Source organism: Streptomyces sp. NPDC048825 (genome assembly GCF_043198355.1).
Lineage (GTDB): Bacteria > Actinomycetota > Actinomycetes > Streptomycetales > Streptomycetaceae > Streptomyces > Streptomyces xiangluensis.
In genome coordinates, this window is the sequence record NZ_JBICUR010000005.1 from 222,928 (window position 1) to 248,682 (window position 25,755).

26 protein-coding genes are annotated in these 25,755 nt (G+C 70.7%); 22 read left to right on the top strand and 4 right to left on the bottom strand.

What is annotated here, in order from left to right:
* Positions 1-56: 56 nt before the first annotated feature.
* From ACGFNK_RS14980 to ACGFNK_RS15040, 13 genes are all read left to right on the top strand, one after another.
* Entirely contained in the window at positions 57-779 is a 723-nt protein-coding gene (locus ACGFNK_RS14980; RefSeq protein WP_393415840.1) for a class I SAM-dependent methyltransferase, read from the top strand.
* A 123-nt stretch (positions 780-902) separates the two neighbouring features.
* Positions 903-1,043, top strand: coding sequence for a 3-methyl-2-oxobutanoate hydroxymethyltransferase (locus tag ACGFNK_RS14985; protein WP_393415842.1), 141 nt, complete (start codon positions 903-905; stop codon positions 1,041-1,043).
* 217 nt (positions 1,044-1,260) lie between these two features.
* On the top strand, positions 1,261-2,505 hold the full coding sequence (locus tag ACGFNK_RS14990) for an MFS transporter (protein ID WP_393415844.1): 1,245 nt from the start codon (positions 1,261-1,263) through the stop codon (positions 2,503-2,505).
* Between the two features lie 343 nt (positions 2,506-2,848).
* The gene (locus ACGFNK_RS14995; protein WP_393415846.1) at positions 2,849-4,018 is read left to right on the top strand and encodes an NAD(P)/FAD-dependent oxidoreductase; all 1,170 of its coding nucleotides are present in this window, start codon (positions 2,849-2,851) and stop codon (positions 4,016-4,018) included.
* Complete coding sequence (locus ACGFNK_RS15000) at positions 4,015-4,338, top strand: (2Fe-2S)-binding protein (RefSeq protein WP_393415848.1); 324 nt, start codon at positions 4,015-4,017, stop codon at positions 4,336-4,338. Before ACGFNK_RS14995 ends, ACGFNK_RS15000 begins: the two co-directional genes overlap by 4 nt.
* Positions 4,319-5,746, top strand: coding sequence for an FAD-dependent oxidoreductase (locus tag ACGFNK_RS15005; protein ID WP_393415850.1), 1,428 nt, complete (start codon positions 4,319-4,321; stop codon positions 5,744-5,746). Before ACGFNK_RS15000 ends, ACGFNK_RS15005 begins: the two co-directional genes overlap by 20 nt.
* A gap of 283 nt (positions 5,747-6,029) precedes the next feature.
* Positions 6,030-6,935 (top strand): dihydrodipicolinate synthase family protein, encoded by a 906-nt coding sequence (locus tag ACGFNK_RS15010; RefSeq protein ID WP_393415852.1) that lies wholly within the window; start codon positions 6,030-6,032, stop codon positions 6,933-6,935.
* 16 nt (positions 6,936-6,951) lie between these two features.
* Positions 6,952-7,953 (top strand): proline racemase family protein, encoded by a 1,002-nt coding sequence (locus tag ACGFNK_RS15015; RefSeq protein ID WP_393415854.1) that lies wholly within the window; start codon positions 6,952-6,954, stop codon positions 7,951-7,953.
* Between the two features lie 45 nt (positions 7,954-7,998).
* Entirely contained in the window at positions 7,999-8,676 is a 678-nt protein-coding gene (locus ACGFNK_RS15020) for a GntR family transcriptional regulator (protein ID WP_393415856.1), read from the top strand.
* Positions 8,677-8,796: 120 nt separating this feature from the next.
* Entirely contained in the window at positions 8,797-9,792 is a 996-nt protein-coding gene (locus ACGFNK_RS15025; protein WP_393415858.1) for a branched-chain amino acid ABC transporter permease, read from the top strand.
* Between the two features lie 11 nt (positions 9,793-9,803).
* Positions 9,804-10,796, top strand: a complete 993-nt coding sequence (locus ACGFNK_RS15030; protein WP_393415860.1) for a branched-chain amino acid ABC transporter permease — start codon at positions 9,804-9,806, stop codon at positions 10,794-10,796.
* Positions 10,786-11,658 carry an ABC transporter ATP-binding protein gene (locus ACGFNK_RS15035; RefSeq protein ID WP_393415862.1) on the top strand — a complete coding sequence of 291 codons (873 nt, stop codon included), beginning with the start codon at positions 10,786-10,788 and terminating at the stop codon, positions 11,656-11,658. Before ACGFNK_RS15030 ends, ACGFNK_RS15035 begins: the two co-directional genes overlap by 11 nt.
* Positions 11,659-11,660: 2 nt before the next feature.
* A complete protein-coding gene (locus ACGFNK_RS15040) occupies positions 11,661-12,401 on the top strand; it encodes an ABC transporter ATP-binding protein (protein ID WP_393415864.1) in 741 nt (246 codons plus the stop codon).
* A gap of 22 nt (positions 12,402-12,423) precedes the next feature.
* Here the strand turns inward: ACGFNK_RS15040 and ACGFNK_RS15045 are convergent, their stop codons facing one another.
* Positions 12,424-13,671: an ABC transporter substrate-binding protein gene (locus tag ACGFNK_RS15045; protein ID WP_393415866.1), complete on the bottom strand. Its 1,248-nt coding sequence runs from the start codon at positions 13,669-13,671 to the stop codon at positions 12,424-12,426.
* Positions 13,672-13,862: 191 nt separating this feature from the next.
* On the opposite strand from ACGFNK_RS15045, the gene ACGFNK_RS15050 reads away from it, so the two are divergent.
* From ACGFNK_RS15050 to ACGFNK_RS15080, 7 genes are all read left to right on the top strand, one after another.
* Complete coding sequence (locus ACGFNK_RS15050) at positions 13,863-14,696, top strand: M55 family metallopeptidase (RefSeq protein ID WP_393415868.1); 834 nt, start codon at positions 13,863-13,865, stop codon at positions 14,694-14,696.
* On the top strand, positions 14,689-16,002 hold the full coding sequence (locus ACGFNK_RS15055; protein ID WP_393415870.1) for a M20/M25/M40 family metallo-hydrolase: 1,314 nt from the start codon (positions 14,689-14,691) through the stop codon (positions 16,000-16,002). Before ACGFNK_RS15050 ends, ACGFNK_RS15055 begins: the two co-directional genes overlap by 8 nt.
* Positions 16,003-16,163: 161 nt before the next feature.
* Complete coding sequence (locus ACGFNK_RS15060) at positions 16,164-18,137, top strand: prolyl oligopeptidase family serine peptidase (protein WP_393415872.1); 1,974 nt, start codon at positions 16,164-16,166, stop codon at positions 18,135-18,137.
* Entirely contained in the window at positions 18,134-19,057 is a 924-nt protein-coding gene (locus tag ACGFNK_RS15065) for an LD-carboxypeptidase (protein WP_393415874.1), read from the top strand. Before ACGFNK_RS15060 ends, ACGFNK_RS15065 begins: the two co-directional genes overlap by 4 nt.
* Before the next feature lie 199 nt (positions 19,058-19,256).
* Positions 19,257-19,817, top strand: a complete 561-nt coding sequence (locus ACGFNK_RS15070; protein ID WP_386341310.1) for a GNAT family N-acetyltransferase — start codon at positions 19,257-19,259, stop codon at positions 19,815-19,817.
* Between the two features lie 5 nt (positions 19,818-19,822).
* The gene (locus ACGFNK_RS15075; RefSeq protein ID WP_393416274.1) at positions 19,823-20,725 is read left to right on the top strand and encodes an arginase family protein; all 903 of its coding nucleotides are present in this window, start codon (positions 19,823-19,825) and stop codon (positions 20,723-20,725) included.
* A gap of 67 nt (positions 20,726-20,792) precedes the next feature.
* Positions 20,793-21,197, top strand: a complete 405-nt coding sequence (locus ACGFNK_RS15080) for a DUF5709 domain-containing protein (RefSeq protein ID WP_388680666.1) — start codon at positions 20,793-20,795, stop codon at positions 21,195-21,197.
* A 10-nt stretch (positions 21,198-21,207) separates the two neighbouring features.
* On the opposite strand, the gene ACGFNK_RS15085 is transcribed toward ACGFNK_RS15080, so the two are convergent.
* Entirely contained in the window at positions 21,208-21,561 is a 354-nt protein-coding gene (locus ACGFNK_RS15085) for a VOC family protein (protein WP_393415876.1), read from the bottom strand.
* Positions 21,562-21,675: 114 nt separating this feature from the next.
* On the opposite strand from ACGFNK_RS15085, the gene ACGFNK_RS15090 reads away from it, so the two are divergent.
* Both ACGFNK_RS15090 and ACGFNK_RS15095 read left to right on the top strand, forming a co-directional pair.
* Entirely contained in the window at positions 21,676-22,212 is a 537-nt protein-coding gene (locus ACGFNK_RS15090; protein ID WP_393415878.1) for a phage holin family protein, read from the top strand.
* A gap of 3 nt (positions 22,213-22,215) precedes the next feature.
* Entirely contained in the window at positions 22,216-23,286 is a 1,071-nt protein-coding gene (locus ACGFNK_RS15095; RefSeq protein WP_393415880.1) for an SDR family oxidoreductase, read from the top strand.
* A gap of 74 nt (positions 23,287-23,360) precedes the next feature.
* Here the strand turns inward: ACGFNK_RS15095 and ACGFNK_RS15100 are convergent, their stop codons facing one another.
* Positions 23,361-24,452 (bottom strand): enolase C-terminal domain-like protein, encoded by a 1,092-nt coding sequence (locus ACGFNK_RS15100; protein WP_393416276.1) that lies wholly within the window; start codon positions 24,450-24,452, stop codon positions 23,361-23,363.
* A gap of 181 nt (positions 24,453-24,633) precedes the next feature.
* Positions 24,634-25,599, bottom strand: a complete 966-nt coding sequence (locus ACGFNK_RS15105) for an LLM class F420-dependent oxidoreductase (protein ID WP_393415882.1) — start codon at positions 25,597-25,599, stop codon at positions 24,634-24,636.
* Positions 25,600-25,755: the final 156 nt, after the last annotated feature.

Consider the following 25,755-nt stretch of genomic DNA (forward strand, 5'->3'; position numbering starts at 1 on the left):
TACACCGATCTGGCCCGCCCGTTTTGGCGGGCGCTGTCGCATCCTGGGGAGCGGGCATGAGCGTGACTACTCGGTACAGGGACGCGTGGGAGGGCTTCTGGCGAGAGGCTCCTGACGAACAGGGGGCCGTCTTCTGGGACGCGGAGCCCGCCCTCACCGTCGGGGTCCATCTCCCGCTGTTCGAACCGCACTTGGCCGCTCCGGGGCTGCCCTTCGTGGACCTCGGGTGCGGTAACGGGACCCAGACGCGGTTCCTCGCCGATCGGTATCCCCACGTTGTCGGCGCCGATTTGTCCGCCGCTGCCCTTGAGCACGCCCGGCACGCGGACCGGGCGGGGCAGGCCTCGTACCGCCTCATAGACGCCGCCGAGAAGAACGAGGCGGAGACACTGCATGCCGAACTCGGCGACGCCAACGTCTATATGCGGGGTGTGCTTCACCAGTGTGAGCTCGACGATCGGCAGCCGCTCGTCGATGGCGTTGCCGCATTGGTGGGGGAGCGGGGGCGTGCCTTCCTCGTCGAACTCGCCGAGGCCGCCGGGGTTGTACTGCGTGGGCTCGCCCAGCGGCCGGAGGGGCCGCCGGCCAAGCTTGCGCCTGTCTTTCGGCATGGCATCGCGCCCGGCGAGGTGGCCGATGACGCGGTGATGGAGTATCTGCGGTCCGCCGGGCTCACCATCTTTGCCAGTGGTGAGCTGCCCCTGGTCACCACGGAGTACCAGGGCGACGGTACGCGGATTGAGTTGCCGTCCAAGTGGGTGGTGGCGGGGCGGGGTTGAGGGTGCGGGTGGGTGGGGGTGGGGTTTTCTTTCCCCGGACCCGCCCCCTTCCCGAACTGGGGCTGCGCCCCAGCCCCCAGGCAAGCGGTTCTTCTTCCTGGACGACGTCGACCGCGACAGGACATGGCTGGGCTGCGGACCCGGCGTCTGCCGCGGTTCGTGAAGCAGTATGCCGACGTGCAGTATGTACTGCGCGACGCGGCCCGGGACTTCGCGGCCGAGGTGAGTGCGGGGGCGTTCCCGGCGCCTGAACACACCTTCTAGGGAGGGATGGCGAGCCGGCCGAAATGCTCGGCCGCTGGGCGCGCTGGGCTTTGCCGAAACTCTGGATTTCCAGCGTCCGGCTGCTATGGCAGTGTCGCTTGCCTGGAACAGGGCGTTGCCGCCGGCGTGGCTGAGCCCCCGGGCCGGCAGGAGGGCTCAGCACGATCATCCACCCGCTGGTATTGAATACGTTCGCGTGGAAAGAGCACGGTTTCTCATGGATCTGGCCACGCGTCGCCGTCGAGCGGCGCTGTTCCTCTTCTTCCTCATACCCGGTCTGTCGATTTCCTCATGGGTGACCCGAACGCCCGACATCCGAGACCAACTCGGCGTCTCGACCGCGCAGATGGGGATCGTCCTGTTCGGGCTGTCTGTCGGCTCCATGATCGGCATTCTCAGTTCCGGCACGCTGGTGGCCAGGTTCGGCACCCGGCCCGTCATGGGCGCCGCCACAGTGCTGATCATCCTCAGCATGACGGTCATCGGTAGCGGGACGCTGCTCTCCTCCGCCCCCGTAGCCACAGCCGGTCTCTTCCTCTTCGGTGCCGGCATGGGCGGGGGAGAGGTTGCGATCAACATCGATGGCGCCGATGTCGAGCAGATCACCGGACGGACGGTACTGCCCACCCTGCATGGCTTCTTCAGCCTGGGCACCGTCGTGGGAGCCGCGCTCGGCATCCTGTGTACCGCTGCCTCCATCCCGGTTCAGTGGCACCTGGCCGCCATGGCCCTTGTCACGGCAGCCATGCTTGCCCATGCCTTCCGTGCCATCCCCAAGGCAGTGGGGATACGCCGGAACGACGATGTGCAGCCCGAAGCCGGCACCTCGACGGCGCACGTGAAGGTCTGGAAAGACCGGAGGCTGCTGCTGATCGGAGGCGTCATCCTGGCAATGGCGCTGGCCGAGGGCTCCGCCAACGACTGGCTGCCCCTGCTCATGGTCGACGGCCACGGCATGGATCCCGCCATGGGGTCAGCCGTCTACACGGGCTTCGCCGCGGCCATGACCATCGGCCGCTTCGCCGGCGGATCCCTCATCAACCGCCTCGGCCGCTCCCACGTTGTCCGGGGCAGCGCCATCTGCGCCAGCCTCGGCATCGCCCTTGTCGTCTTCGCCGACTCCCCCGTCCTGGCCGGCGCCGCCGTTCTCCTGTGGGGCCTGGGAGCCTCGCTCGGTTTCCCGCTCACCCTCTCGGCGGCCGGCGATTCCGGACCCGACCCGGCCGCACGTGTCAGCCTCGTGGCGATGATCGGCTACGTCGCGTTCCTCGTCGGCCCGCCCAGTCTCGGCTTCCTCGGCGATCACTACGGCCTGCGCCTCGCCATGATCGTCGTCCTCGCCTTCACCACTGCGGCCATCCTGCTCGCTCCCGCAGTCGGTGCGCGCTCCGCTGCGGCCTCACCCGCCCCTGACCCGAGAGCCCCAACCCTCCCGGCCAAGGACGGCTGCCGAGGTTCGTGAAGCAGTACGCCGACGGGACGGCCCACTGCTTCTTCACGCAGTTGGTCCGGCGCCGGAGAACCCCTCCGGACCGCGTCAGCGCCGTCCCTTCCGTGCACCGCACGCTCCTCGCCCGCTGCCAGTCGCTCGACGGCAGCCAAGGACGTCCCGGCAGTCCCGGCCCAGCGCAAGGCCCGCCGCGAGTACGAGAACCGCGTCAGCACCTCGCACCGATCGGGCCATGATCGTTCTAAGCGGCAACGGCTGTACCGACGTTCCCGAGGCCGGGCTGGTGGCGCAGTTCCCCGCGCCCTTAAACGGGCGCACCCTTGGCGTCGCTTGTGACATGTGACATGGTACTGGGGTGAGTGTGGTGTTGACCTGCGATGTTGTTGTCGTTGGGGCCGGGATGGTGGGGGCCGCCTGTGCCCTGTATGCGGCTCGGGCGGGGCTCGATGTCGTTCTCGTGGACCGTGGGGCTGTGGCCGGGGGGACTACCGGGGCGGGTGAGGGGAATCTGCTCGTGTCCGACAAGGAGCCTGGGCCTGAGCTTGAACTTGCTCTGTTGTCCGGGCGGTTGTGGGGTGAGCTCGCCGGGGAGCCCGGTATTGGTGCGGCTGTTGAGTACGACCTCAAGGGTGGGCTCGTTGTTGCCTCCTCGGGGGAGGGGCTTGCGGGGCTGGAGGGGTTTGCCGGCGGGCAGCGGGCGGCCGGAGTTGAGGCTGTGGCGGTCGATGCCGACCAACTCCCGGACCTGGAGCCGCAGTTGGCGGGAGGGCTCGCGGGTGGGGTGCTGTATCCGCAGGACGCCCAGGTCATGCCTACCCTCGCCGCTGCCCATGTCGTACGGCTCGCTCGGGCTGCCGGGGCCTCGTTGCGGACGGGGTGGGCGGTCACGGAGGTGCTGCGTACGGGGGCGGGGGCGGTGCGGGGAGTGCGTACCTCTGAGGGGGAGATTCATGCTCCGGCCGTCGTGAACGCTGCGGGGACCTGGGGCGAGGAGGTGGCCGCGCTTGCCGGTGCGTCCCTGCCTGTGTTGCCTCGGCGCGGGTTCGTTCTTGTCACCGAACCGTTGGCGCCTCGTACCGTGCGGCACAAGGTGTACGCCGCTGACTATGTGGCCGATGTGGCCAGTGACTCGGCGGCGTTGCAGACCTCGCCGGTCGTGGAAGGGACGGCTGCCGGGCCGGTGCTGATCGGGGCCAGCCGGGAACGGGTCGGGTTCGACCGGGCCTTCTCGCTGCCGGTCGCGCGGGCGCTGGCGGCGGGGGCCACGCGGCTGTTTCCGTTCCTGGAGGGGGTGCGGGCGATGCGCGCTTACCTCGGCTTCCGTCCGTACATGCCCGACCATCTGCCCGCGATCGGGCCGGACGCACGGGTGCCCGGGCTCTTCCACGCGTGCGGGCACGAGGGGGCGGGGATCGGACTCGCCACGGGTACGGGGCGCTTGATCGCCCAGGTGCTGAGCGAGAAGAGCCCGGATCTCGACCTCACCCCGTTCCGTCCTGATCGATTCCCCGAGGAGGGCCTGTGAGACGTACGAGATCTCCGCTGGAGCTGGTGGGGGCACGGCCCGGTTCCGCCTTCACCGTCACCTTCGACGACCGTGCGATCGCCGTCCTGCCGGGACAGACGATCGCCGCCGCGCTCTGGGCGGCGGGCATCACGTCGTGGCGTACGACGCGGGGGAGCGGTGAACCGCGCGGTGTCTTCTGCGGGATCGGGGTCTGCTTCGACTGTCTGGTGACCGTCAACGGGCGGGCGAACCAACGCGCTTGTCTGGTTCGGGCGGAGGCCGGCGATGTGATCCGTACGCAGGAAGGGACGGGGCGCGATGGGCAGCAGCATGGCTGAGGGGACGCCGCACGTCGCGGTGGTCGGTGCGGGCCCTGCCGGGCTTGCGGCCGCGATTGCCGCTGCCGCGCGTGGTGTACGCGTGACCCTGATCGACTCCGCGGCGGAGGCGGGCGGTCAGTTCTACCGTCAGCCCGCCGCAGCGCTCGGCGCCCGCCGTCCCCAGGCCTTGCACCACCAGTGGCGTACCTGGGAACGGCTGCGTGATGGCCTTGCGGCGCACATCGCGAGGGGCCGCATCACGCATTTGACGGATCACCACGTGTGGTTCGTGGAGCGGCAGTCGGACGGATTTGCCGTGCACGCCCTCCTCGGCCCCGAGCAGGAGCAGCCCGTCGCCGTTCATGCCGATGCCGTGCTGCTTGCCACCGGGGGGTACGAGAAGCTTCTGCCGTTCCCCGGGTGGACCCTTCCGGGAGTGGTCACCGCGGGCGGGGCGCAGGCCATGCTCAAGGGTGGGCTGGTGTTGCCGGGGCGGGTGGTCGTGGTGGCCGGGACCGGGCCGTTGCTGATGCCGGTGGCGGTCGGGCTCGCGGCGGCCGGGGCGGAGGTTGCCGCGCTCGTCGAGGCCGCGGATCCCAAGGTCTTCGTGCGGCACGCGAGAGCGCTGGCCGCCCATCCCGCCAAGCTTGCCGAAGGCGCCCGGTACGCCGCCGAGTTGGCGCGGCGGCGGGTGAGGGTCCACGTCCGTCACGCCGTCGTCGCCGCGCACGGCAGGGAACGGGTCGAGGCCGTGACCGTTGCCGCTCTCGACGGCGACGGGCGGGTCCGGCCCGGCAGCGAGCGGCGCATTCCGTGCGACACCCTCGCCGTCGGGCACGGCATGCTGCCGCACACCGACCTCGCCGAGGCGCTCGGCTGCCGGCTCGACGGGCCGGGCGTCGCCGTCGACGACGAGCAGCGTACCGATGTGCCCGGCGTCTGGGCGGCGGGGGAGACCACCGGGATCGGCGGCGCCGTACTGTCGCTCGCCGAGGGGAGAATCGCCGGACTCTCGATCGCGGCGCGGCTCAACTCCCTTACACCCGACACGTGTTCGTACGAGGCTGCCGCCAAGGTGCGTAGCGGACTGCGGGAGTTCTTCGCCCTCCTCGACACCGTCTACGACCCGCCCGCCCACTGGACCGAACAGGTCACCGACGACACCGTCGTCTGCCGCTGCGAGGAGGTGCCCGCCTCCGCGATCCGGCAGGCGGTGGGCGAGCTCGGCGCCGGTGACGTACGCACCGTGAAGCTGCTGACCCGGGCCGGGATGGGCTGGTGCCAGGGCCGGATGTGCGGACCGGCGGTGGCAGGCCTCGCGGGGTGCGAGTTCCAGCCCTCGCGACGGCCGTTCGCCCGGCCCGTACCGCTCGGCGTGCTGGCACGGGCCGGGGACACAGACCACCAATCACCTTCTCGGCCGTGAACACCCGAGCTTGTGTAGCCGGTCGTTCACACCTCGTCGCGCTCCCGACTGCCCCCTACGACAGGACGGTCACAGGTCGCATCCACCGCATGACGGCCGGACCGCCATGCAGTGCGGGACCGGTGGCAAGGCCCCATGCCAGGAAGTCCTGGCGACGTCGATCCGGTCAACACCACGTACAACCGTCTCCCCGGCCAGGCCGGTTCGTGCCTTCAAGGGCTCACAGAACGACCAGGCCATCATACCGGAAATGTCCCCCTCTACTGATCGGATGGGACCGCTCATGACCGTCACCGACGTCACCGAGAACCGCCCCTGGCGCGGTGTCCTCGTCGCCACAGCCCTGCCCCTCGACGACGATCTCTCCGTGAACTACGACAAGTTCGCCGAGCACTGCGCCTGGCTCGTCGCGAACGGCTGCGACGGAGTCGTACCGAACGGCTCCCTCGGCGAGTACCAGGTGCTCACTGGGGAGGAGCGCGCCAAGGTCGTCGAGACGGCCGTGGCCGCGATCGGCGGAGAGCGCGTGATGCCCGGGGTCGCCGCCTACGGGTCCGCCGAGTCCCGCCGCTGGGCCGAGCAGGCGCGCGACGCCGGCTGCCGTGCGGTGATGCTGCTGCCGCCCAACGCCTACCGTGCCGACGAACGCTCGGTCCTTGCCCACTACGCCGAGGTCGCGAGGGCGGGGCTGCCCATCGTGGCGTACAACAACCCCATCGACACCAAGGTGGACCTCGTACCCGAACTGCTCGCGAAGCTGCACGGCGAGGGGCACATCCAGGGGGTCAAGGAGTTCTCGGGCGACGTCCGGCGCGCCTACCGGCTGGCCGAACTCGCCCCGGAACTCGACCTGTTGATCGGCGCCGACGACGTGCTGCTCGAGCTGGCGATCGCGGGCGCCAAGGGCTGGGTGGCCGGCTATCCGAACGCGCTGCCCAAAGCCTCCGTCGAGCTCTACCAGGCCGCGGTCGAGGGCGACCTCACCACCGCGCTGCCGCTCTACCGGCAGCTGCATCCGCTGCTGCGCTGGGACTCGAAGGTCGAGTTCGTGCAGGCCATCAAGCTGTCCATGGACATCGCCGGGCGGCACGGCGGACCCGTACGCCCGCCGCGCGTCCCGCTCCTGCCGGAGCAGGAGGCCGCCGTGCGCGCGGCCACCGAGAAAGCCCTCGCCGCCGGACTCGCGTAACGGAGGATCGACACTCATGCGCAGCAAACTCGTCCTGCACGCCGTCGACTCGCACACCGAGGGCATGCCGACCCGGGTGATCACCGGCGGCATCGGCACCATCCCGGGCGCCACCATGAACGAGCGGCGCCTGTACTTCCGTGAACACCGCGACCACATCAAGCAGTTGCTGATGAACGAGCCGCGCGGGCACTCCGCGATGAGCGGCGCCGTCCTTCAGCCGCCCACCCGCCCCGACTGCGACTACGGGGTCGTCTACATCGAGGTCTCCGGCTATCTGCCCATGTGCGGGCACGGCACGATCGGGGTGGCGACCGTGCTCGTCGAGACGGGCATGGTGGAGGTCGTCGAGCCGGTCACCACCATCCGGCTCGACACCCCGGCCGGACTCGTCGTCGCCGAAGTCGCTGTGGAGGACGGGGCCGCCAAGGCCGTCACCCTCCAGAACGTGCCGTCGTACTCCGTCGGCCTCGACCGCAAGGTCACCCTCGCCGACGGGCGGACAGTGACCTACGACCTCGCGTACGGCGGGAACTTCTACGCGATCCTGCCGATCGACCAGCTCGGGCTGCCCTTCGACCGGGCCCGCAAGGACGACATCCTCGCCGCCGGTCTCGCCCTGATGGACGCCATCAATGCGGAAGCAGAGCCCGTCCACCCCGAGGACCCCTCCATCCGTGGCTGCCACCATGTGCACGTCGTCGCCCCGGGCTCCGACGCCCGGCACTCGCGCCACGCGATGGCGATCCACCCCGGCTGGTTCGACCGCTCTCCCTGCGGTACGGGGACCAGCGCGCGCATGGCGCAGTTGCACGCGCGTGGTGAACTCCCGCTGCACACCGAGTTCGTGAACGAGTCCTTCATCGGGACGCGGTTCACCGGGCGGCTCCTCGGGACCACCGAGGTCGCCGGGATCCCGGCCGTGCTGCCGAGCTTCACCGGGCGTGCCTGGGTGACCGGGACCGCCCAGTACCTGCTCGATCCGTCCGATCCGTTCCCGGCCGGGTTCGTGCTCTGAATCCTGCCGCCCGCCTGTACGTCGTAAGCCGCAAGGAGACACCCGATGCCCGCCCAGCGCACCAGCGCCCCCGCCTTGCCCACCCTGGGGGGACAGAAGCGCAACTACCGCGAGCGCGTCGCCGACGCCCTGCGCGCCGCGCTGATCGCGGGCGAGCTGCGCCCCGGCGAGGTGTACTCCGCGCCGACCCTCGCCGCCCGCTTCGGTGTCTCGGCGACGCCGGTACGGGAGGCCATGCTCGACCTCGTCAAGGAGGGCCTGGTCGACACCGTGCCGAACAAGGGTTTCCGGGTCACCGCCGTCTCCGAGAAACAGCTCGACGAGTACACCCACATCCGCTCGCTCATAGAGATCCCCACGACCGCCGGGCTTGCCACCACGGCCGACCCCGTCGCCCTGGAGGCACTACGCCCCGCCGCCGAGGAGACCGTCACGGCCGCCGTGGCGGGCGACCTCATCGCGCACGTCGAGGCGGACACCCGCTTCCACCTCGGCCTGCTCGCGCTCGCCGGCAACGAGCATCTGGTCGAGGTGGTGCGCGACCTCCGCAAGCGCTCCCGTCTTTACGGCCTGCACGCACTCGTTGAGGCGGGCCGCCTGGAGAACTCCGCGCGGGAGCACCTGGAGATCCTCGACGCGCTCATCGCCCGCGACGAGGAGGCGGTACGCGCGGTGATGACGCGGCATCTCGGGCACGTACGGGGCCTGTGGGCAGCCGGATGAGATGACCGCCGGATGAGAGACCGCACTGGGCAAAGGCGTCCGCTGAGCCTGCCCGAGTCACCACTCTGTCCTGCGCTTACACTGAGTCACAAGGGACGTTCGTGACATACCGGAACCGCCGTGCGCTATCAGCGGATGCTCGTACCGGCCCTCGCCCTGGTATTCGTGATGGTGCCCGCGATCTCCGCGCGGGCCCAGGGTGAGGCAGTTCCGCGCGGCCCCACGTTCGGTGCACGCGCTCTGCAGGCGCTGATCGACGGTATCCAGTTCGGGGTCATCATCGCGATCACGTCGGTCGGACTCTCGCTGATCTTCGGCACCATCCACTTGATCAATTTCGCGCACGGCGAGTTCGTCACGATCGGAGCCACCTTCGCGTTCTTCCTCAACGTCTCCGCGGCCGGTCCGGGCTGGCACCTGATCCCCGCCGCCATCGCCGCGGTGGTCTTCGGGGCCCTGCTGGGCGGAGCCGTCGACCGTGGCATCTGGCGCCCGCTGCGGGCCCGGGGCACCGGGCTGATCAACATGTTCATCGTCACCATCGGGCTCTCACTGGTGCTGCGGCATGTCGTGCTCGTGCTGTACGGAACCCGGCCCGGCTCCTACGCGCAGTACGACATCCAAAGCACGATCGGCCTCGGGCCGGCCGGCATCACCCCGCGGGACCTCACCGTCACCCTGCTCGCCGTGCTGGTGCTGCTCGGCATTGCCGCGCTCCTGCAGAAGACCCGGATCGGTACGGCTGTCCGAGCCGTCTCCGCCAACCGGGACCTCGCGGAGGCGTCGGGCATCGACGTGCAGCGGGTGGTGCTGTTCGTGTGGATGCTCGCCGGCGGACTGGCCGCACTCGGCGGGGTCTTCTTCGGCCTGGTCGAGATCGTCACCTGGGACATGGGCTTCAAGCTTCTGCTGCTCATGTTCGCCGGGGTCATCCTGGGAGGGCTCGGCTCCGCCTACGGCGCGATGGTCGGCAGCCTCGTCATCGGCATCGTCGCCCAGATGTCCACACTGTGGTTCCCGGTCGACCTGCAGTACGCCTGGGCGCTGCTCGTTCTGATCCTCGTCCTCCTCGTCCGGCCGCAGGGCATCCTCGGCCGGGCCGAACGTGTCGGGTGAGGGGGCGCGCCATGGACTTCTCGGCCATCGTCTCCGACGCCCTGCGCTCCGGCATCGGCCCCATCGCGGCCATCTACGCGCTCGCCGCGATGGGCCTGAACCTGCACTTCGGTTACACGGGGCTGCTGAACTTCGGCCAGGTCGGATTCATGCTGGTCGGCGGCTACGGGCTCGCCATCACGGTGGCGACGTACAACGGCCCCATGTGGCTCGGTGTCCTGGGCGGCATCGCCTGCGCGATCGTGCTGGCCCTGCTGCTTGGCCTGCCCACCCTGCGGCTGCGCGCCGACTACCTCGCGATCACCACGATCGCGGCGGGGGAGACGCTACGGCTGTTCTACCGGTCCAGCTGGGCCGAGCCCGTCACCGGTGGGGTGTTCGGGCTGCAGAGGTTCGCGAACGACTTCTACGCGCTCAACCCGATAGAGCCCGGCACCTACGGCCCGTGGCTGGTCAGGTTCAGCTCCCGCGACCTCTGGGTGATGATCGTCGGATGGGCGCTGGTGCTCGTGGTCGGACTGTTGCTCGCCCTGCTGATCCACAGCCCATGGGGCCGTGTCATCCGGTCGATCCGTGAGGACGAGGTCGCCGCGCGCAGCCTCGGCAAGAACGTCTACGCGTACAAGATGCAGAGCCTCGTGCTCGGCGGCGTCATCGGGGCGGTCGCGGGCATGGTGCAGGCGATCCAGGTGCAGTCCGTGAACCCGGACAACTACGATCCGGGCGTCACGTTCTTCCTGTACACGCTGCTCGTCCTCGGAGGTGCCGGGCGGATCCTCGGGCCGGTCGTCGGCGCGATCCTGTTCTGGTTCGTCCTCAGCTTCCTCGACAGCGCGCTCCGCCAGGCCATCGACGCCGAGTACATCTCGCCGGACCTCATCAGCACGTCGGAGGTCGGCGCGGTGCGCTTCGCCCTGGTCGGCATCGCCCTGATCCTGCTGGTCGCGTTCCGGCCACAGGGCATCCTCGGCAGCCGGAAGGAGATGCTGCTCAGTGGCCGCTGACCCCGCCGTGTCCCACCCGGGCCGGCTCTCCGCGATCGATCCCGAGCCGGGGGTGCGCAAGCCCGATCCCCTGCTGGTCCTGGACCAGGTGACCCGTAACTTCGGCGGTCTTGCCGCCGTGCGGGTCGAGCACCTGGAAGTGCAGCGCGGGGGCATCACGGCGCTCATCGGGCCGAACGGGGCGGGCAAGACCACACTGTTCAACGTGGTGAGCGGGTTCGACCGGGCCGACGGCGGCCGGTGGTCGTTCGACGGACAGCCGCTCACCGGCGCCCCGGCGCACCGGGTGGCGCGGCGGGGAATGGTCCGTACGTTCCAGCTCACCAGGACGCTCGCCCGGCTCACCGTGCTGGAGAACATGTTGCTCGCCGCGTCCGGGCAACGCGGCGAGCGGGCGCTGCCCGCGCTGCTGCGACCGCTGTGGCGCGGGCAGGAGCGGGAGTTGGAGCGCCGGGCCGACGAACTGCTGGACCGGTTCCGGCTCGGGCCCCTGCGCGACGACCATGCCGGCACTCTCTCCGGGGGTCAGCGCAAGCTGCTGGAACTGGCCCGCGCGCTGATGGCCCGGCCGGTCATGCTCCTGCTCGACGAGCCGATGGCCGGGGTGAACCCCGCGCTGACCCAGTCGTTGCTCGGACACATCACGCAGCTGCGGGACGAGGGGCTGACGGTGTGCTTCGTCGAGCACGACATGGACGTGGTGATGGGCATCAGCGACTGGGTGGCCGTCATGGCCGACGGCCGCCTGGTGGCCGAGGGCCCACCGCACACGATCGGCCGGAACGCCGCCGTCGTGGACGCCTACCTGGGCAAGCGGCACGACGAGCCGGAGGCGACCGAGGAGAAGGGCGGAGAGGAGTAGAGATGTCCGCCGAGGAGCAGGCACCGGTGCTGGCGGCCGACGACATCGTCGCCGGTTACGTCCCCGGTGTCGACGTGCTGCGTGGATGCAGCATCGAGGTGCGGCCGGGCGAGGTGGTCGGCGTGATCGGCCCCAACGGCGCCGGCAAGTCGACGCTGGTCAAGGCCGTCTTCGGGCTGCTGCGGGTGCGCGGCGGGACCGTGCGGCTGCGCGGCGAGGACGTGACCGGCCGGCCCGCGCACGAGCTGGTCCGGCGGGGCGTGGGCTACGTGCCGCAGCTGCAGAACGTGTTCCCCACGCTGACCGTCGAGGAGAACCTGCGGATGGGCGTGTATCTGCGGCCCAAGGACCACGCGCGGCGGGTCGCGGCGGTCGAGGAGCTCTTCCCCGTGCTGGCCGACCGCCGCAGGCAGAAGGCCGGCGCGATGTCCGGCGGCGAACGCCAGATGCTCGCGATGGCCCGCGCCCTGATGATGGAGCCGCAGCTGCTGCTGCTCGACGAGCCGTCGGCCGGCCTGTCACCGCTCCATCAGGACCACGTGTTCGACCGGTGCAGAGTGATCAACAGCGCGGGCGTCGCCGTGCTCATGGTCGAGCAGAACGCCCGCCGGTGCCTTCAGCTCTGCGACCGCGGTTACGTCCTCGACCAGGGCCGCAACGCGTACACCGGCACGGGTACGGCCTTGCTGCACGACCAGAAGGTGATCGAGCTCTACCTCGGCACGCTCGCCCGCGTCCGTTGACTCCCGCTGTCGGTCCTCCCGGTCACTCCTCGGCCCTGCTGATCTCGGTACGCAGGGTTTCCAGCTGTCCCTTGTCGTTGTAGCCGTACACCTCGATCGACGCCTGACCGGGTTCGCCCTTGTCGGTGAAGTCGAGCGGACCGCTCACACCGTCGTAGTCGATGTCCCTGCCGTCCGCGAGCAGCTCCTTGCAGGCGGCGAACGAGTTGCACTTCTCGCCGTCCTTGGTGATCCCGTTCATCTCCTTCACGTATTCACCCGGGTCGTCGGACTCCGCCTTCTCGGCGGCCAGCGCGATCGTCGTCACGCAGTCGAACACCTGCGGTGCGAACTGCAGCTCCTTCAGATCCGGCGCGAATTCCTTGAGATCCTTCACGTACTGCTCGTTCTCCGCCGATGCCGGCGCGGTCCCCTTCATCCCGGAGAGCCTCTCGGGCTGGCCCGGGGCGACCAGCGAGGGCAGCTCCTCGCTGCGCAGTCCGTCGGCGCCGTAGACGCCGATCCGGTCGGGCCCGAGTCCGGACTCGATCATGCCCTGCAGGATCTGGGTGCCTTCCTCGAACGCGATCACCACGGCGGCGTCCGGCCTGGAGTTCTCCACCTGCTGGACGACCTGGTCGAAGTTGGTCGCCTTCGGGTCGTAAGTCTCGGCGAGCGTCACCGTCGCACCGCGGTCCTCGAGTGTCTCCCGCGTGGCCTCCATGAGGCCGCGCCCGTAGTCGTCCGCCCGTGCGACCAGGGCCACCCGGTCGTGGCCGTCGTCGCGGATGACATCCGCCAGGATGGGCCCTTGCAATGCGTCGCTCGGGACGGTACGGAAGTAGAAGCCGTCGTCCTCGTAGTCGGTGAAGGTGGGAGCGGTGTTCGACCCCGAACACTGCACGACGCCCGCTCCGGTCACCCGGTCGATGAACGCCAGCGACATGCCGGAAGCCGCGGCCCCGATGATCGCGTCCACGCCCGCCGCGAGGACCCGGTCCGCCGACTGCGCGGCAACGGCCTCCTGGCCCGCCTCGTCACTGGAGACCACAGCCGGCACGGACTTGTCCAGGACCCCGCCGGCGTCGTTGATCTTCTGTATGGCGAACTTCAACGACTCGATCTGGGGCGGGCCGAGGTAGGCCAGCTGTCCCGTCTCCGACAGGACGTAGCCGAACTGGAGCTCACCATCGCCCGGGTCCGCCTGGGCTGTGCCCGTCGTACCGCAGACGGCTATCACAAGAGCAGCCGCGCTTGCGAAGATCGCGGACCGCCGTATCGACGCTTTCATTTCCGCCTCCGCTCGTCACAGGCGGCGGTGGTCGACAGGCCGGCCATCGCCCGCCATCTGTACTGAGCGTAGAGCTCATGGCGGAGGTCTGAGAAGTGCGAATTATCAGGGTTTGCGAGTGGGTCGGAAACTGGAGCTGGGCCCCTCCTGATTCCTGGCCGGTTTCCGGTCCGGCGCGTAACGTGACGCAGATGAAGATCCTCATCAGCGCCGACATGGAGGGAGCCACCGGCGTGACCTGGCCGGCAGATGTGCTGCCGGGCACGCCGGAGTGGGAGCGCTGCCGGTCGATGTTCACCTCGGACGTGAACGCCGCCGTGCTCGGCTTCTTCGACGGGGGCGCCGACGAAGTCCTCATCAACGAGGCGCACTGGACCATGCGCAATCTGCTCCTCGAGCGGCTGGACGAGCGGGCGCAGATGCTCACCGGACGGCACAAGTCGCTGTCCATGGTGGAAGGCGTACAGCACGGCGACGTCGACGGCATCGCGTTCGTCGGCTATCACGCCGGGGCGGGCATGGAGGGGGTTCTCGCCCACACCTACCTCGCCAACTCGATCACCGGCGTGTGGGTCAATGACGTACGCGCCAGTGAGGGCCTGCTCAACGCGCATGTCGTCGCGGAGTACGGCGTCCCCGTCGTGCTGGTCACCGGCGACGACGTGGCCTGCGAGGACGCGCTCGGCTACGCGCCCGAGGCGCTGAAGGTCGCCGTCAAGGACCATGTCTCGCGCTACGCGGCGGTGTGCCGGACGCCGGCGCGGACCGCGTCCGACATCCGCGCGGCGGCGAAGGAGGCGGTCGCACTCGCCGTGCGGCACGAGCCCGTGGACGGCGGTCCGTTCACGGTGGCGCTGGAGTTCGACGCCGAGCATCTGGCGTCGGCGGCCACCGTCGTGCCGGGTGTGGACCGGATCGGGGAGCGGAAGGTCGCGTACACGAGCGCGACCATGTACGAGGGCATCCGTACCTTCAAGGCGGTCACCACGATCGTCTCGGCCGCAGTGGAGGAGCAGTATGGCTGACCAGCAGGCTCTGGACGAGGTCGTGGAGTTCACCTCCGACCTGATCCGTGTCGACACGACCAACCGCGGGGGCGGGGACTGCCAGGAGCGGCCCGCCGCCGAGTACGCCGCCGCGCGGCTCGCCGAGGCGGGCCTGGAGCCGACGCTGCTGGAGCGCACGAAGGGGCGTACGAACGTCGTCGCACGCCTCGAAGGCAGCGACCCGTCGGCCGACGCGCTGCTGGTCCACGGTCATCTGGACGTGGTCCCCGCCCAGGCCGAGGACTGGAGCGTGCACCCGTTCTCCGGGGAGATCCGTGACGGGGTCGTCTGGGGCCGGGGCGCGGTCGACATGAAGAACATGGACGCGATGATCCTCGCGGTCGTACGCCAGTGGGCGCGCGACGGCGTCCGTCCACGCCGTGACCTCGTCATCGCCTTCACCGCCGACGAGGAGGCGAGCGCCGAGGACGGCTCGGGCTTCCTCGCGGATCGGCATCGCGAGCTCTTCGACGGCTGCACCGAGGGCATCAGCGAGTCCGGGGCGTTCACCTTCCACGACGGCGCCGGGCGGGAGCTGTATCCCCTCGCGGCCGGCGAGCGCGGCACCGGCTGGCTGAAGCTCACCGCGCGGGGCCGGGCCGGGCACGGCTCCAAGGTCAACCGGGAGAACGCGGTCACCCGTCTCGCCGCCGCCATCACACGGATCGGCGCGTACGAGTGGCCGCCGCGGCTGACGCCGACCGTCCGCGCGGCCCTCGTCGAACTCGCCGCGCTGTACGGCATCGAGCCCGAACCGGACTACCTCAACGATGTCGACGGGCTGCTGGACAAGCTCGGCCCGGCGGCGAAGCTGGTCGAGGCGACCGTCCGCAACAGCGCCAACCCGACCATGCTGAACGCCGGTTACAAGGTCAACGTGATCCCGGGGGAGGCCGTCGCGTACGTCGACGGACGCTATCTCCCCGGCCACGAGGACGAGTTCCGCGCGACGCTCGACGAACTCACCGGGCCGGACGTGGAATGGGAGTTCCACCACCACGAGGTGGCCCTCCAGTCGCCGCTGGACTCGCCGACGTACGCGAGGATGCGCGCCGCCGTCGAGGAGTTCGCGCCCGAGGGACATGTCGTGCCGTACTGCATGTCGGGCGGCACGGACGCCAAGCAGTTCTCGCGGCTCGGCATCACCGGATACGGGTTCTCTCCGCTGAAGCTCCCCGCGGGCTTCGACTACCAGGCCATGTTCCACGGCGTCGACGAGCGCGTACCGGTCGACGCGCTCCACTTCGGCGTCCGCGTACTCGACCGCTTTCTGCGCGCGGCCTGAGCGCTCCGCTGGGAATGCGGTTCGAAGCTGCGGGTACGTCGTGGCTGGTCGCGCCCGCGCGGCAGAGGCGCATATGTCACAGCCCGCGCCCCTAAGAGCCTGCGGCCTCCTCAGGGGCGCGGTACCGCACCGCACTTTGGCAAGTCCACTTCGGCAGGGAAATGGGGGACATCGTGCAGACCCTGGCCTACGGTTCCTGGCCCTCGCCCATCGACGCGTCGCTCGCCGCGGCGCACGACGGGCACCCCGAGTACGTCGGCTTCGTCGGCGACGAGGCCTGGTGGACCGAGCCTCGGCCCAACGAGGCCGGCCGCCGCACCCTGGTGCGACGTCGTGCCGACGGCCGCGAGGAGTCGGTGCTGCCCGCCCCGTGGAACGTGCGCAGCCGTGTCATCGAGTACGGCGGACAGCCCTGGACCGGCACGATGCCCGACACCGGCCCGCTGGTCGTCTTCGTCAACTTCGCCGACCAGCGGCTGTACGCGTACGAGCCCGCCGCCCCCCACAGCGAGCCGCGTCCCCTCACACCCTTGTCGCTCGTGGGCGGCGGACTGCGCTGGGTGGACCCGCAGTTGCACCTGGAGCGGGGCGAAGTCTGGTGCGTACTGGAGGAGTTCACCGGCGACGGGCCCACCGACGTTCGCCGGGTCGTGGCCGCCGTGCCGCTGGACGGCTCGGCGGAGCAGGACCGGGACGCCGTACGCGAACTCACCGACGACCGGCACCAGTTCGTCACCGGCCCCCGGGTCTCGCCCGACGGGCAGCGGGCCGCCTGGCTCGCCTGGGACCACCCGCGGATGCCGTGGGACGGTACGGAACTGATGCTCGCCGACGTGGCCGGCGACGGGACCCTCCAGGGCGCCCGGCGGGCCGCGGGCGGGCCCGACGAGTCGATCGCCCAGGTCGACTGGGCCGCCGACGGGTCCCTGCTGTACTCCAGCGACCGCACCGGCTGGTGGAACCTCTACCGCGACGGCGAACCCCTCTGCCCGCGCGAGGAGGAGTTCGGCGGACCGCTGTGGAAGATCGGCCGGAGCTGGTTCGCGCCCCTAGCGGACGGACTGATCGCCGTCGTGCACGGGCGTGGCGCCACCGCGCTCGGCATCCTCGACCCGGAGACCGGCGAGGTCGTCGACACGGCCGGACCCTGGACCGAGTTCGCGTCGAATCTCGCGGCGAACGGCAGCCGCGTCCTCGGCATCGCGGCCAGCCCGCGCAGCGCGTACGAGGTCGTCGAACTCGACGCCGGCACCCGCCGAGCCCGTGTCATCGGCGACGCCCACGACGACCCGGTGGACCCCGCGTACTACCCGGAACCGCAGATCCGCACCTTCAACGGCCCCGCCGGACGCGAGATCCACGCCCATGTCTACCCGCCGCACCACCCCGCCTGCATCGCCCCCGGCGACGAACTCCCGCCCTACGTCGTCTGGGCCCACGGCGGCCCCACCGACCGGGCCCCGCTCGTCCTCGACCTGCAGATCGCCTACTTCACCTCGCGCGGCATCGGTGTGGCCGAGGTCAACTACGGCGGATCCACCGGCCATGGCCGCGCGTACCGCAACCGGCTGCGCGAGCAGTGGGGCGTCGTCGACGTCGAGGACTGCGCGGCCGTCGCGCTCGCCCTCGCCGACGAGGGCACCGCGGACCGCGACCGGCTCGCCATCCGGGGCGGCAGCGCGGGCGGCTGGACCGCGGCCGCGTCCCTGACGAGCACCGACGTCTACGCCTGCGGAACCGTCCTCTACCCGATCCTCGACCTCGCGGGCTGGAGCGCCGACGAGACGCACGACTTCGAGTCCCAGTACCTGGAAACCCTCGTCGGACCGTACGCCGACGTACCCGGCCGGTACGCCGAGCGGTCGCCCACCGAGCACGCCGACCGGATCACCGCACCCTTCCTGCTGCTCCAGGGCCTCGACGACGTCGTCTGCCCTCCCGCCCAGTGCGAACGGTTCCTGGCCCGGATGGAGGGACGAAACGTGCCGCACGCGTACATCGCCTTCGAGGGCGAGGGCCACGGCTTCCGGCGCGCGGACACGACGGTGCGCGTCCTGGAGTCCGAACTCTCCCTGTACGCCCAGGTCTTCGGCCTCAACCCACCCGGCATCCCCACGCTGGAGCTGACCAAGTGAAGCCCCTCCTGCGCCCCCGCAGACTGGCCCCCGGCGCCCGTGTCGCCGTCGTCGCGCCCAGCGGTCGGGTCCCCGAGGAGCGGCTCGAGGCGGGCCTGGACATCCTGCGCGGCTGGGACCTGGACCCGGTCGTGGCATCCCATGTCCTCGACCGCCACCCGGAGTTCGGCTACCTCGCCGGCACGGACGCCGACCGCGCCGCCGACCTTCAGGCCGCCTGGTGCGATCCGGCCGTGGACGCCGTGCTGTGCGCCCGCGGCGGCTACGGCGCCCAACGCATGGTCGACCTTCTGGACTGGGACGCGCTGCGCGCCGCCGGCCCCAAGGTGTTCCTCGGCTACAGCGACATCACCGCACTGCACGAGGCGTTCGCGACCCGCATGGACCTCGTGACGCTGCACGGCCCGATGGTCGCGTCCGTCGACTTCCTGAAGAACGCGCGGGCACAGGAACACCTGCGGTCGACACTGTTCGACCCGGAGTCGGTCCGGACGATCACATCCGCCGGCCGCGCCTTGGTGCCGGGCCGAGCCAGTGGCGTCCTCCTGGGCGGCTGCCTGTCCCTGCTCGCGGCCGAGCTGGGCACGCCATGGGCCCGCCCCTCGGCACGCGGCGGCCTGCTCTGCCTGGAGGACGTGGGCGAGGAGACCTACCGCCTGGACCGCTACCTCACCCAACTCCTGCGCGCGGGCTGGTTCGAAGGGGCCGCCGGGGTCCTGCTCGGCTCCTGGGCGCTGTGCGCCCCGTACGACGAGGTACGAGCCCTGCTCCTCGACCGCCTGGGCGGCCTGGGAATCCCGATCACGGAGGAGTTCGGCTTCGGCCACGGCGAGGGCTCGCTGACGATCCCGTTCGGGGTGGGGGCGGAACTGGACGCGGAGGCGACGAGCCTGACACTGGACATACCCGCGCTTCGATAGCACTCGGACTTACCTGCGCCAGCGCTTGACGTCCCTGCACATCCATAGCGCGCGCTCAGCACAAGTAGGGGCGCGGGGCTGCGACATTTGCGGCTCCGCCGCGTGGGCGCGATCAACCACGACGAACCCGCAGCCGCAGAATCCCAGAACCCCCCGAGCTCTTCGAACCGCACAACCAGCGGAGCGTTACCGTAGAGAAGTGCCGGAACCGAACCGCTTTCTCGCCGAAGGCCCGCGCGTAGGCATACGCCACTACCGCTATGACGACGCCGTCGAGTTCACCAGCCGCGCGCGCGAAAGCAAAGACCTGCACCACCCCTGGCTGTTCCCGCCCACCGGCGCAGGCGGCTACACCGCGTACGCGAAACGCCTCCTCGAGGACCCCACAAAGGCTGGCTTCCTGGTCTGCGAAAAGAGCGGCAGCGAAAGCGGCGGCCGCGAAATCGCAGGGTTCATCAACATCAACAACATCGTCGAGGGCGCCTTCCTCAACGGAGCCCTGGGATACGGCGCCTTCGCCCACGCCGCAGGCCGCGGCCTGATGACCGAGGGACTCGACCTGGTCGTACGGTACGCGTTCGGCAGACTCGGCCTGCACCGGCTGGAGATCAACGTCCAGCCGGACAACGCCGCCTCGATCGCCCTCGCCCGCCGCTGCGGCTTCCGCCTCGAGGGATTCTCGCCAAACTTCCTCTTCATAGACGGCGACTGGCGGGACCACGAACGATGGGCCCTCACCGCGGATATGGTGCCAAGGTGAGCCCGATACGCAACCTCGTCGTCCTGGACGCCCCCTCCAACCTGGGCCTGCGCCCACCGGCCCCGGGAACGGTACCCGGCTGCTATAAGCTCGCCGGCGCCCTGCGCGAGCAGAGGATCGTGCAGCGGCTGGGCGCGCTGGAGGGCGGGGTCGTCGTACCGCCGCGTTACGACCGGGGCGACTGGCAGGAGGGCGACGGTGTCTTCAACGCCGCCGCGATCGCCGCGTACACCCGTAAGCTCGCCGATCGCATCGAGCACCATGTCCGCGCCGGGGACCTGCCGGTCGTCCTCGGCGGTGACTGCTCCATCCAGCTCGGCGCCTCGCTCGCGCTGCGCCGCATCGGACGGTTCGGGCTCGCGGCCGTGGACGCTTCCGCGGACTTCCGGCACCCCGGCAACTCCGAGCGGGTGGGTGCCGCCGGGGGAGAGGAACTCGCGCTCGCCACGGGGCGCGGCCAGGAGAACCTGACCGACCTGGAGGGCCTCAAGCCCTACCTCAAGGACGAGGACGTACGGCTCTTCGGCATCCGCGACTACGACGAGGAGCGCGCCGAACTCGCCGCGCTGAAGATCCCGACGGTGACCGTCGGTGATCTGCGCGAGTGGGGTGCCGATGCCCTGGCGCGGGCCACGGTCCAGTCGTTCGAAGCGCCGGATGTGGGCGGATTCTGGGTGCACCTCGACGCCGACGTACTTGATCCGTCCGTCATGCCCGCCGTCGACAGTCCCGATCCCGACGGACTGCTGCCGGACGAACTCGTCGCGCTGCTGCGCCCGTTGGTGAACTCACCGCACTGCGTCGGCTTCAACGTCACCATCTACGACCCCGACCTGGACCCCGAGGGCACGGCGGGCGCGCTGCTGGCCGACATCGTGGCCGCCGCCTTCACGGACACTCCCCTCTGACTCCCGTGTGAACCGCGCGGCCCATGGGAACCCGGTCGTCCCGCACATCGGGAAGGAGGCGGATCCCATGAACACCAGGCCGCACGATCCCGGGGCCGACCCCGAGGACGAGGGCATGCCGGATCTGCAGGACGGTACGCCCGAGCAGCAGGAGGCGAGCGATCCGCAGCAGCTGCCCGTGGCCGGTGACGAGCCGACGATCGCCGAGGAGCGGGACACCACCGTGAACGAGGTGATCGAACGGGAATCGCTCGACGAGCGGCTCGCGGACGAGGAGGCCGAGGTCGACGCCGAGGGCGAACCAGGCCCGCCCGAGGAGCAGGCGGGGCTGCTCTACGACGAGCCGGACCCCGATCTGCCGCGCAACCAGGACGTGTACGCGCAGGAGGGCGCGACCCGCGGGCTCTCGGCCGAGGAGGACGCGGTGCGGATCAGGGACGAGGAGGACTTCGGGGAGGACGAGCTGACCTGACAGCGGGCCCCTACGCCGGTGCGCGCCGGTCCGCGTACTCGTACACCGTGCCGTCCGGGTGCAACGCGATCAGGTTGCGGCCCGCCGGGGTGGCCACGGGCCCTGCGAGGACCTGTGCGCCCGAGTCGGTGAGGACCTGACGGGCTTCGTCGACGTCCTTCACGGCGATCGTCGCCGAGACCTTCCGGAGGACCTCCAGCTCGGCCTCCGGTCCGCTCATCAGCAGGAAGCAGCCGACCGCGGCGACCGAGACGCCGCCGCGCTCGAAGCGCATCGCTCTGCCGCCCGCCAGCCTCTCGTAGAAGGGGACGGTAGCGTCCAGGTCTTGTACGCAGATGCGCAGCGTGGCTCCCAGAATCTCCATGCCGACGAGCCTAGTTGCGGCACGCCGGGAACGAGATCGTTTCAGCCGGATCCCGGGCGGCGTGCCGGGTCCCGCGCGGCGTTACGGCGGCGGGGGCGCGGGTACCCGGCCGCCATGGACCGCATCGATCACCTGGAACACCTGGACAAGAACCTGGTCGACGAACTGGCGCAGGTGGCCCGGGACGCCGTACGCGACGAACTGCGGGAGCAGACCCGCAAGCAGCGCCGCGCCGCCGCCCTGTACGCCGCGTCCGGCGCCGTCGCCCTCTACGCGGGCGCCGCCCTGGCCCTGACGCTCGGGCTGCTGCTCGCGCTCGGGCTGCCAGGCTGGGCGGCCGCACTGATCACCGCCGTCGTGCTCGCCGCGGTGGCGTACGTGCTGCGGGGCGCGGCCCGGCCCTCGGCCTCCCCCCGGCCCTCGGCCACTCAGCCCATCCCGGAGCAGGCCGCCGCGGCCCACGACGAGCGTGGGGTCGTCGGCGGTACGCCGCCCGCCGGGCCCGGCTCCTCCGCGTACCCGCCGATGCCGCCCGTCGCGCCCGGCGGCGTGGGCGGAACGACCGGCGCACCCGGTGCGGGAGCGCCGCCGACCCCGCCCACGCAGGGCGGGCCCGCGGACCCCGAAGCGCCGCACCACCGGGCCCGGTGAGCCGTGGCGCGCCGCAGAGCAGTCGTGGTGACCGGGGCCAGCGGTGGCGTGGGCCGGGCCACGGCCCGGGCCTTCGCCGCCCGCGGCGACCGGGTGGCCCTGCTCGCGCGGGGCCGCGACGGGCTGGCCGCCGCTGCGGACGAGGTGACACAGGCCGGTGGTGAGGCGCTCGTCGTCTCCGTCGACGTCGCCGACGCCAAGGCCGTGGAGGACGCCGCCCAGCAGGTCGTCGACGCCTTCGGGAAGATCGACGTCTGGGTCAACAACGCCTTCGCCGGCGTCTACGCGCCGTTCACCGAGATCACCCCCGACGAGTTCCGCCGGGTCACCGAAGTGACGTACCTGGGCTATGTGTTCGGAACCCGCGCAGCGCTGCGGCACATGCTGCCGCGCGACCGGGGCGCGATCGTGCAGGTCGGTTCGTCGCTCGCGTACCGCGGGATTCCGCTGCAGTCCGCGTACTGCGGGGCCAAGCACGCCATCCAGGGCTTCAACGAGTCGGTGCGCTGTGAACTGCTGCACGAGGGCTCGCGGGTGCGTACCACCATGGTGCAGCTGCCCGCGGTCAACACGCCCCAGTTCGACTGGGTGTTGAGCCGTATGCCGAGCCGCGTCCGTCCTGTCGCGCCCATCTACCAGCCGGAGGTCGCCGCCCGGGCCATCGTGCACGCGGCTGCGCATCCGCGGCGCCGCGAGTACTGGGTGGGCGGCTCCACGGTCGCCACGCTGGTGGCCAACGCCGTGGCCCCCGGGCTCCTCGACCGCTATCTGGCCCGCATGGGGTTCGACGCTCAGCAGGAAGCCGGACGAGAACGAGAAGAGGCGGCCCGCTACGCCCGTTACGACGGTCACGGCAACCTGTGGACTCCGGCCGACGGTCCGCACGGCCATGACTTCGGGGCGCACGGGCGCTTCGACGGCGAGTCGCTGCCGGGGAGTTCGCAGGAGTGGGTTTCGCGGAACCGGGGGCGGATGGGGGCGGGGCTGGCGGTGGGAGGAGCTCTCGCGCTTGCTGCGCGGCTCACGCGCACGCCGCTTGCCGCACAGCTCAGGCGCAAACACCGAGGCCACTGAGAGTCGACCACTGAGAGTCGACCACTGAGAGTCGACCACTGAGAGTCGACCACTGCGAGTCGACCACTGTGAGGTCACGCCACCCGGTACTCCTGCACCTCCTCCGTCCGCAGCGTCAGCCCGTGGCCGACGCCTCCGTCCGGGTGGACCTCGCCGCCGGTGGGATCCAGGGCGCCGTCGAAGAACATGGACTCGATGCGGACGTGGTCGTGGAACCACTCGATGTGGCGGAGGTTGGGGATGGCGGCGGCGACCGAGGCGTGGGCGTGCGGGGCGCAGTGCGCGGAGATCTCCAGGCCGTGGGACTGGGCGAGGGCGGCGGCGCGGAGGAACTCGGTGAGCCCGCCGCAGCGGGTGGCGTCGACCTGGAGACAGTCGACCGCCCCGGCCGCGATCATGCGGGCGAAGTACGGCAGGTCGTAGCCGTACTCGCCCGCCGCGACGTCGCACAGCAGCGCGTCCCGCACAAGCCGCAGACCCGTCAGGTCGTCCGAGGACACCGGTTCCTCGAACCAGCCCACGCCGTACTCGGCGAGCGCACCCCCGATGCGTACGGCCTGCTTGCGCGTGTAGGCGCCGTTCGCGTCGACGTACAACTCGGTCCGCGGGCCGATGACTTGACGCGCGGCGCGTACCCGGTGCAGATCCCGGGCCACCTCCCGCCCCCAGCTCTCCCCGATCTTGATCTTGACGCGCGGGATGTGCTGACCGTGCACCCAGCCGTTCAACTGGGCGGCCAGATGCGTGTCGTGGTACGTCGTGAAGCCCCCGCTGCCGTACACGGGCACGGCCTGGTGGGCGGCGCCGAGGAGGCGGGTCAGGGGGAGTTCGAGAAGGCGGGCCTTGAGGTCCCACAGGGCGATGTCGAGCGCGGAGATCGCACAGGCCGCGACGCCGGGACGGCCCGCGTTGCGCACCGTGTGGCACAGCGCCTCGTGGACGGCCGGGATGTCGAACGCGTCGCGTCCGGTGACGACCGGCGCGAGCTGTTCACGCAGCAGATCCCCGACGGCGGCCGGCCCGTAGGTCCAGCCGGTGCCGGTCGCATCGCCCGCGGACACCTCCACGACCACCATGGTCGTGGAGTCCCAGGCAAGCGTGCCGTCCGCCTCGGGCGCGTCGGTCGGCACGGTGTAGGTGGACACGACGGGCACCCGGAGACCCACCTGGACGTTCACCGTGCGGTACCGCGCCCTGAAGGGGGGCGTAGCCCCTTCTTCAGGGGCGCGGGGCTGTGACATATGCGGCTCCGCCGCGCGGGCGCGACCAGCCACGACGCACCTGTAGTCGCCGAACGACACAACCCCCCGAGCTCTCCGAACCGCAGAACCCGCGGAGCGCCTGGCATCAGCGAACCCCCTCCTGAAGCTGCGGCAGCACCTTCGTGCGGTAGAAGTCGAAGAAGCCGCGCTGGTCGGGACCGATCTGGTTGACGTAGACGCGGTCGAAGCCGGCATCCGCGAACGCGGCGAGCGCGCCGACGTGTTCTTCCACGTCGTCCCCGCACACCACGTTCTGGCTCACCATGTCCTCGGTGATCAGCGGCTCGAGCTGCTCGAAATGGCGCGGCGAGGGAAGGACCTGGCCCATCTCGCCGGGCAGCAGCTGGTTGGCCCAGAGCCGGTGGACGGTGCGTACGCACTCGTCGCGGTCCTGGCCGTAACAGACCTTCGTGCCGCCGCTGACCGGTTTGCCGCCACCGCCGCCCTTGCGGAACTGCTCCACCATCGACACCTCGGGCATCATCGTGATGTAGCCGTCGCCGACACGGGCCGCGAGGGCCGTCGCCTGGGGGCCGAAGCCGGAGATGTCGATCGGGACGGGCTCGTCGGGGACGGTGTAGAGGCGGGCGTTCTGGACCGTGTAGTGGGGCCCGGAGTGGTTGATCTCCTTGCCGGTGAAGAGCTGGCGCATCACCTGGATCGACTCCTCCAGCATCTCCAGGCGCACATGCGCGGGCGGCCAGGCGTCACCGAAGATGTGCTCGTTCAGGGCCTCGCCGCTGCCGACGCCCAGCCGGAAGCGGCCGTTGGTCATCACCGCGCTGGTCGCCGCGGCCTGCGCGACCACCGCCGGGTGCATCCGCACGGTCGGGCAGGTGACCGCCGTACCGATCGGGAGGGACACGGCCTCGGACAGGGCGCCGATCACGGACCACACGAAGGGACTCTGCCCCTGCTCGTCGTTCCACGGGTGGAAGTGGTCCGAGATCCACAGCGACTGGAAACCGGCCTGTTCGGCCATCCTCGCCTGCTCGACCAGATCGGAGGGACCGAACTCCTCGGTGGACAGGAAACAGCCGTACTCGACCATGGGGCACCTCCGCGGCGGGGCGGGTCGGGGTCCTCGTCCGGGTATCCCCGGGGTACGGCGCGAAACGCCGCTGCCCAGGGCAGGCGACGTTTGGGTGCCCGGGCCAGGGGGACGCGGAAAGCCCGTATCAGCGACCCCTATGAGCGACCACGCCGG

Coding starts and splice junctions, on each gene's coding strand:
- ACGFNK_RS14980 (WP_393415840.1), top strand. CDS start 57: ATGAGCGTGACTACTCGGTACAGGGACGCGTGGGAGGGCTTCTGGCGA.
- ACGFNK_RS14985 (WP_393415842.1), top strand. CDS start 903: ATGGCTGGGCTGCGGACCCGGCGTCTGCCGCGGTTCGTGAAGCAGTAT.
- ACGFNK_RS14990 (WP_393415844.1), top strand. CDS start 1,261: ATGGATCTGGCCACGCGTCGCCGTCGAGCGGCGCTGTTCCTCTTCTTC.
- ACGFNK_RS15005 (WP_393415850.1), top strand. CDS start 4,319: ATGGGCAGCAGCATGGCTGAGGGGACGCCGCACGTCGCGGTGGTCGGT.
- ACGFNK_RS15010 (WP_393415852.1), top strand. CDS start 6,030: ATGACCGTCACCGACGTCACCGAGAACCGCCCCTGGCGCGGTGTCCTC.
- ACGFNK_RS15015 (WP_393415854.1), top strand. CDS start 6,952: ATGCGCAGCAAACTCGTCCTGCACGCCGTCGACTCGCACACCGAGGGC.
- ACGFNK_RS15020 (WP_393415856.1), top strand. CDS start 7,999: ATGCCCGCCCAGCGCACCAGCGCCCCCGCCTTGCCCACCCTGGGGGGA.
- ACGFNK_RS15030 (WP_393415860.1), top strand. CDS start 9,804: ATGGACTTCTCGGCCATCGTCTCCGACGCCCTGCGCTCCGGCATCGGC.
- ACGFNK_RS15040 (WP_393415864.1), top strand. CDS start 11,661: ATGTCCGCCGAGGAGCAGGCACCGGTGCTGGCGGCCGACGACATCGTC.
- ACGFNK_RS15045 (WP_393415866.1), bottom strand. CDS start 13,671: ATGAAAGCGTCGATACGGCGGTCCGCGATCTTCGCAAGCGCGGCTGCT.
- ACGFNK_RS15050 (WP_393415868.1), top strand. CDS start 13,863: ATGAAGATCCTCATCAGCGCCGACATGGAGGGAGCCACCGGCGTGACC.
- ACGFNK_RS15055 (WP_393415870.1), top strand. CDS start 14,689: ATGGCTGACCAGCAGGCTCTGGACGAGGTCGTGGAGTTCACCTCCGAC.
- ACGFNK_RS15060 (WP_393415872.1), top strand. CDS start 16,164: ATGGGGGACATCGTGCAGACCCTGGCCTACGGTTCCTGGCCCTCGCCC.
- ACGFNK_RS15080 (WP_388680666.1), top strand. CDS start 20,793: ATGAACACCAGGCCGCACGATCCCGGGGCCGACCCCGAGGACGAGGGC.
- ACGFNK_RS15085 (WP_393415876.1), bottom strand. CDS start 21,561: ATGGAGATTCTGGGAGCCACGCTGCGCATCTGCGTACAAGACCTGGAC.
- ACGFNK_RS15090 (WP_393415878.1), top strand. CDS start 21,676: ATGGACCGCATCGATCACCTGGAACACCTGGACAAGAACCTGGTCGAC.
- ACGFNK_RS15105 (WP_393415882.1), bottom strand. CDS start 25,599: ATGGTCGAGTACGGCTGTTTCCTGTCCACCGAGGAGTTCGGTCCCTCC.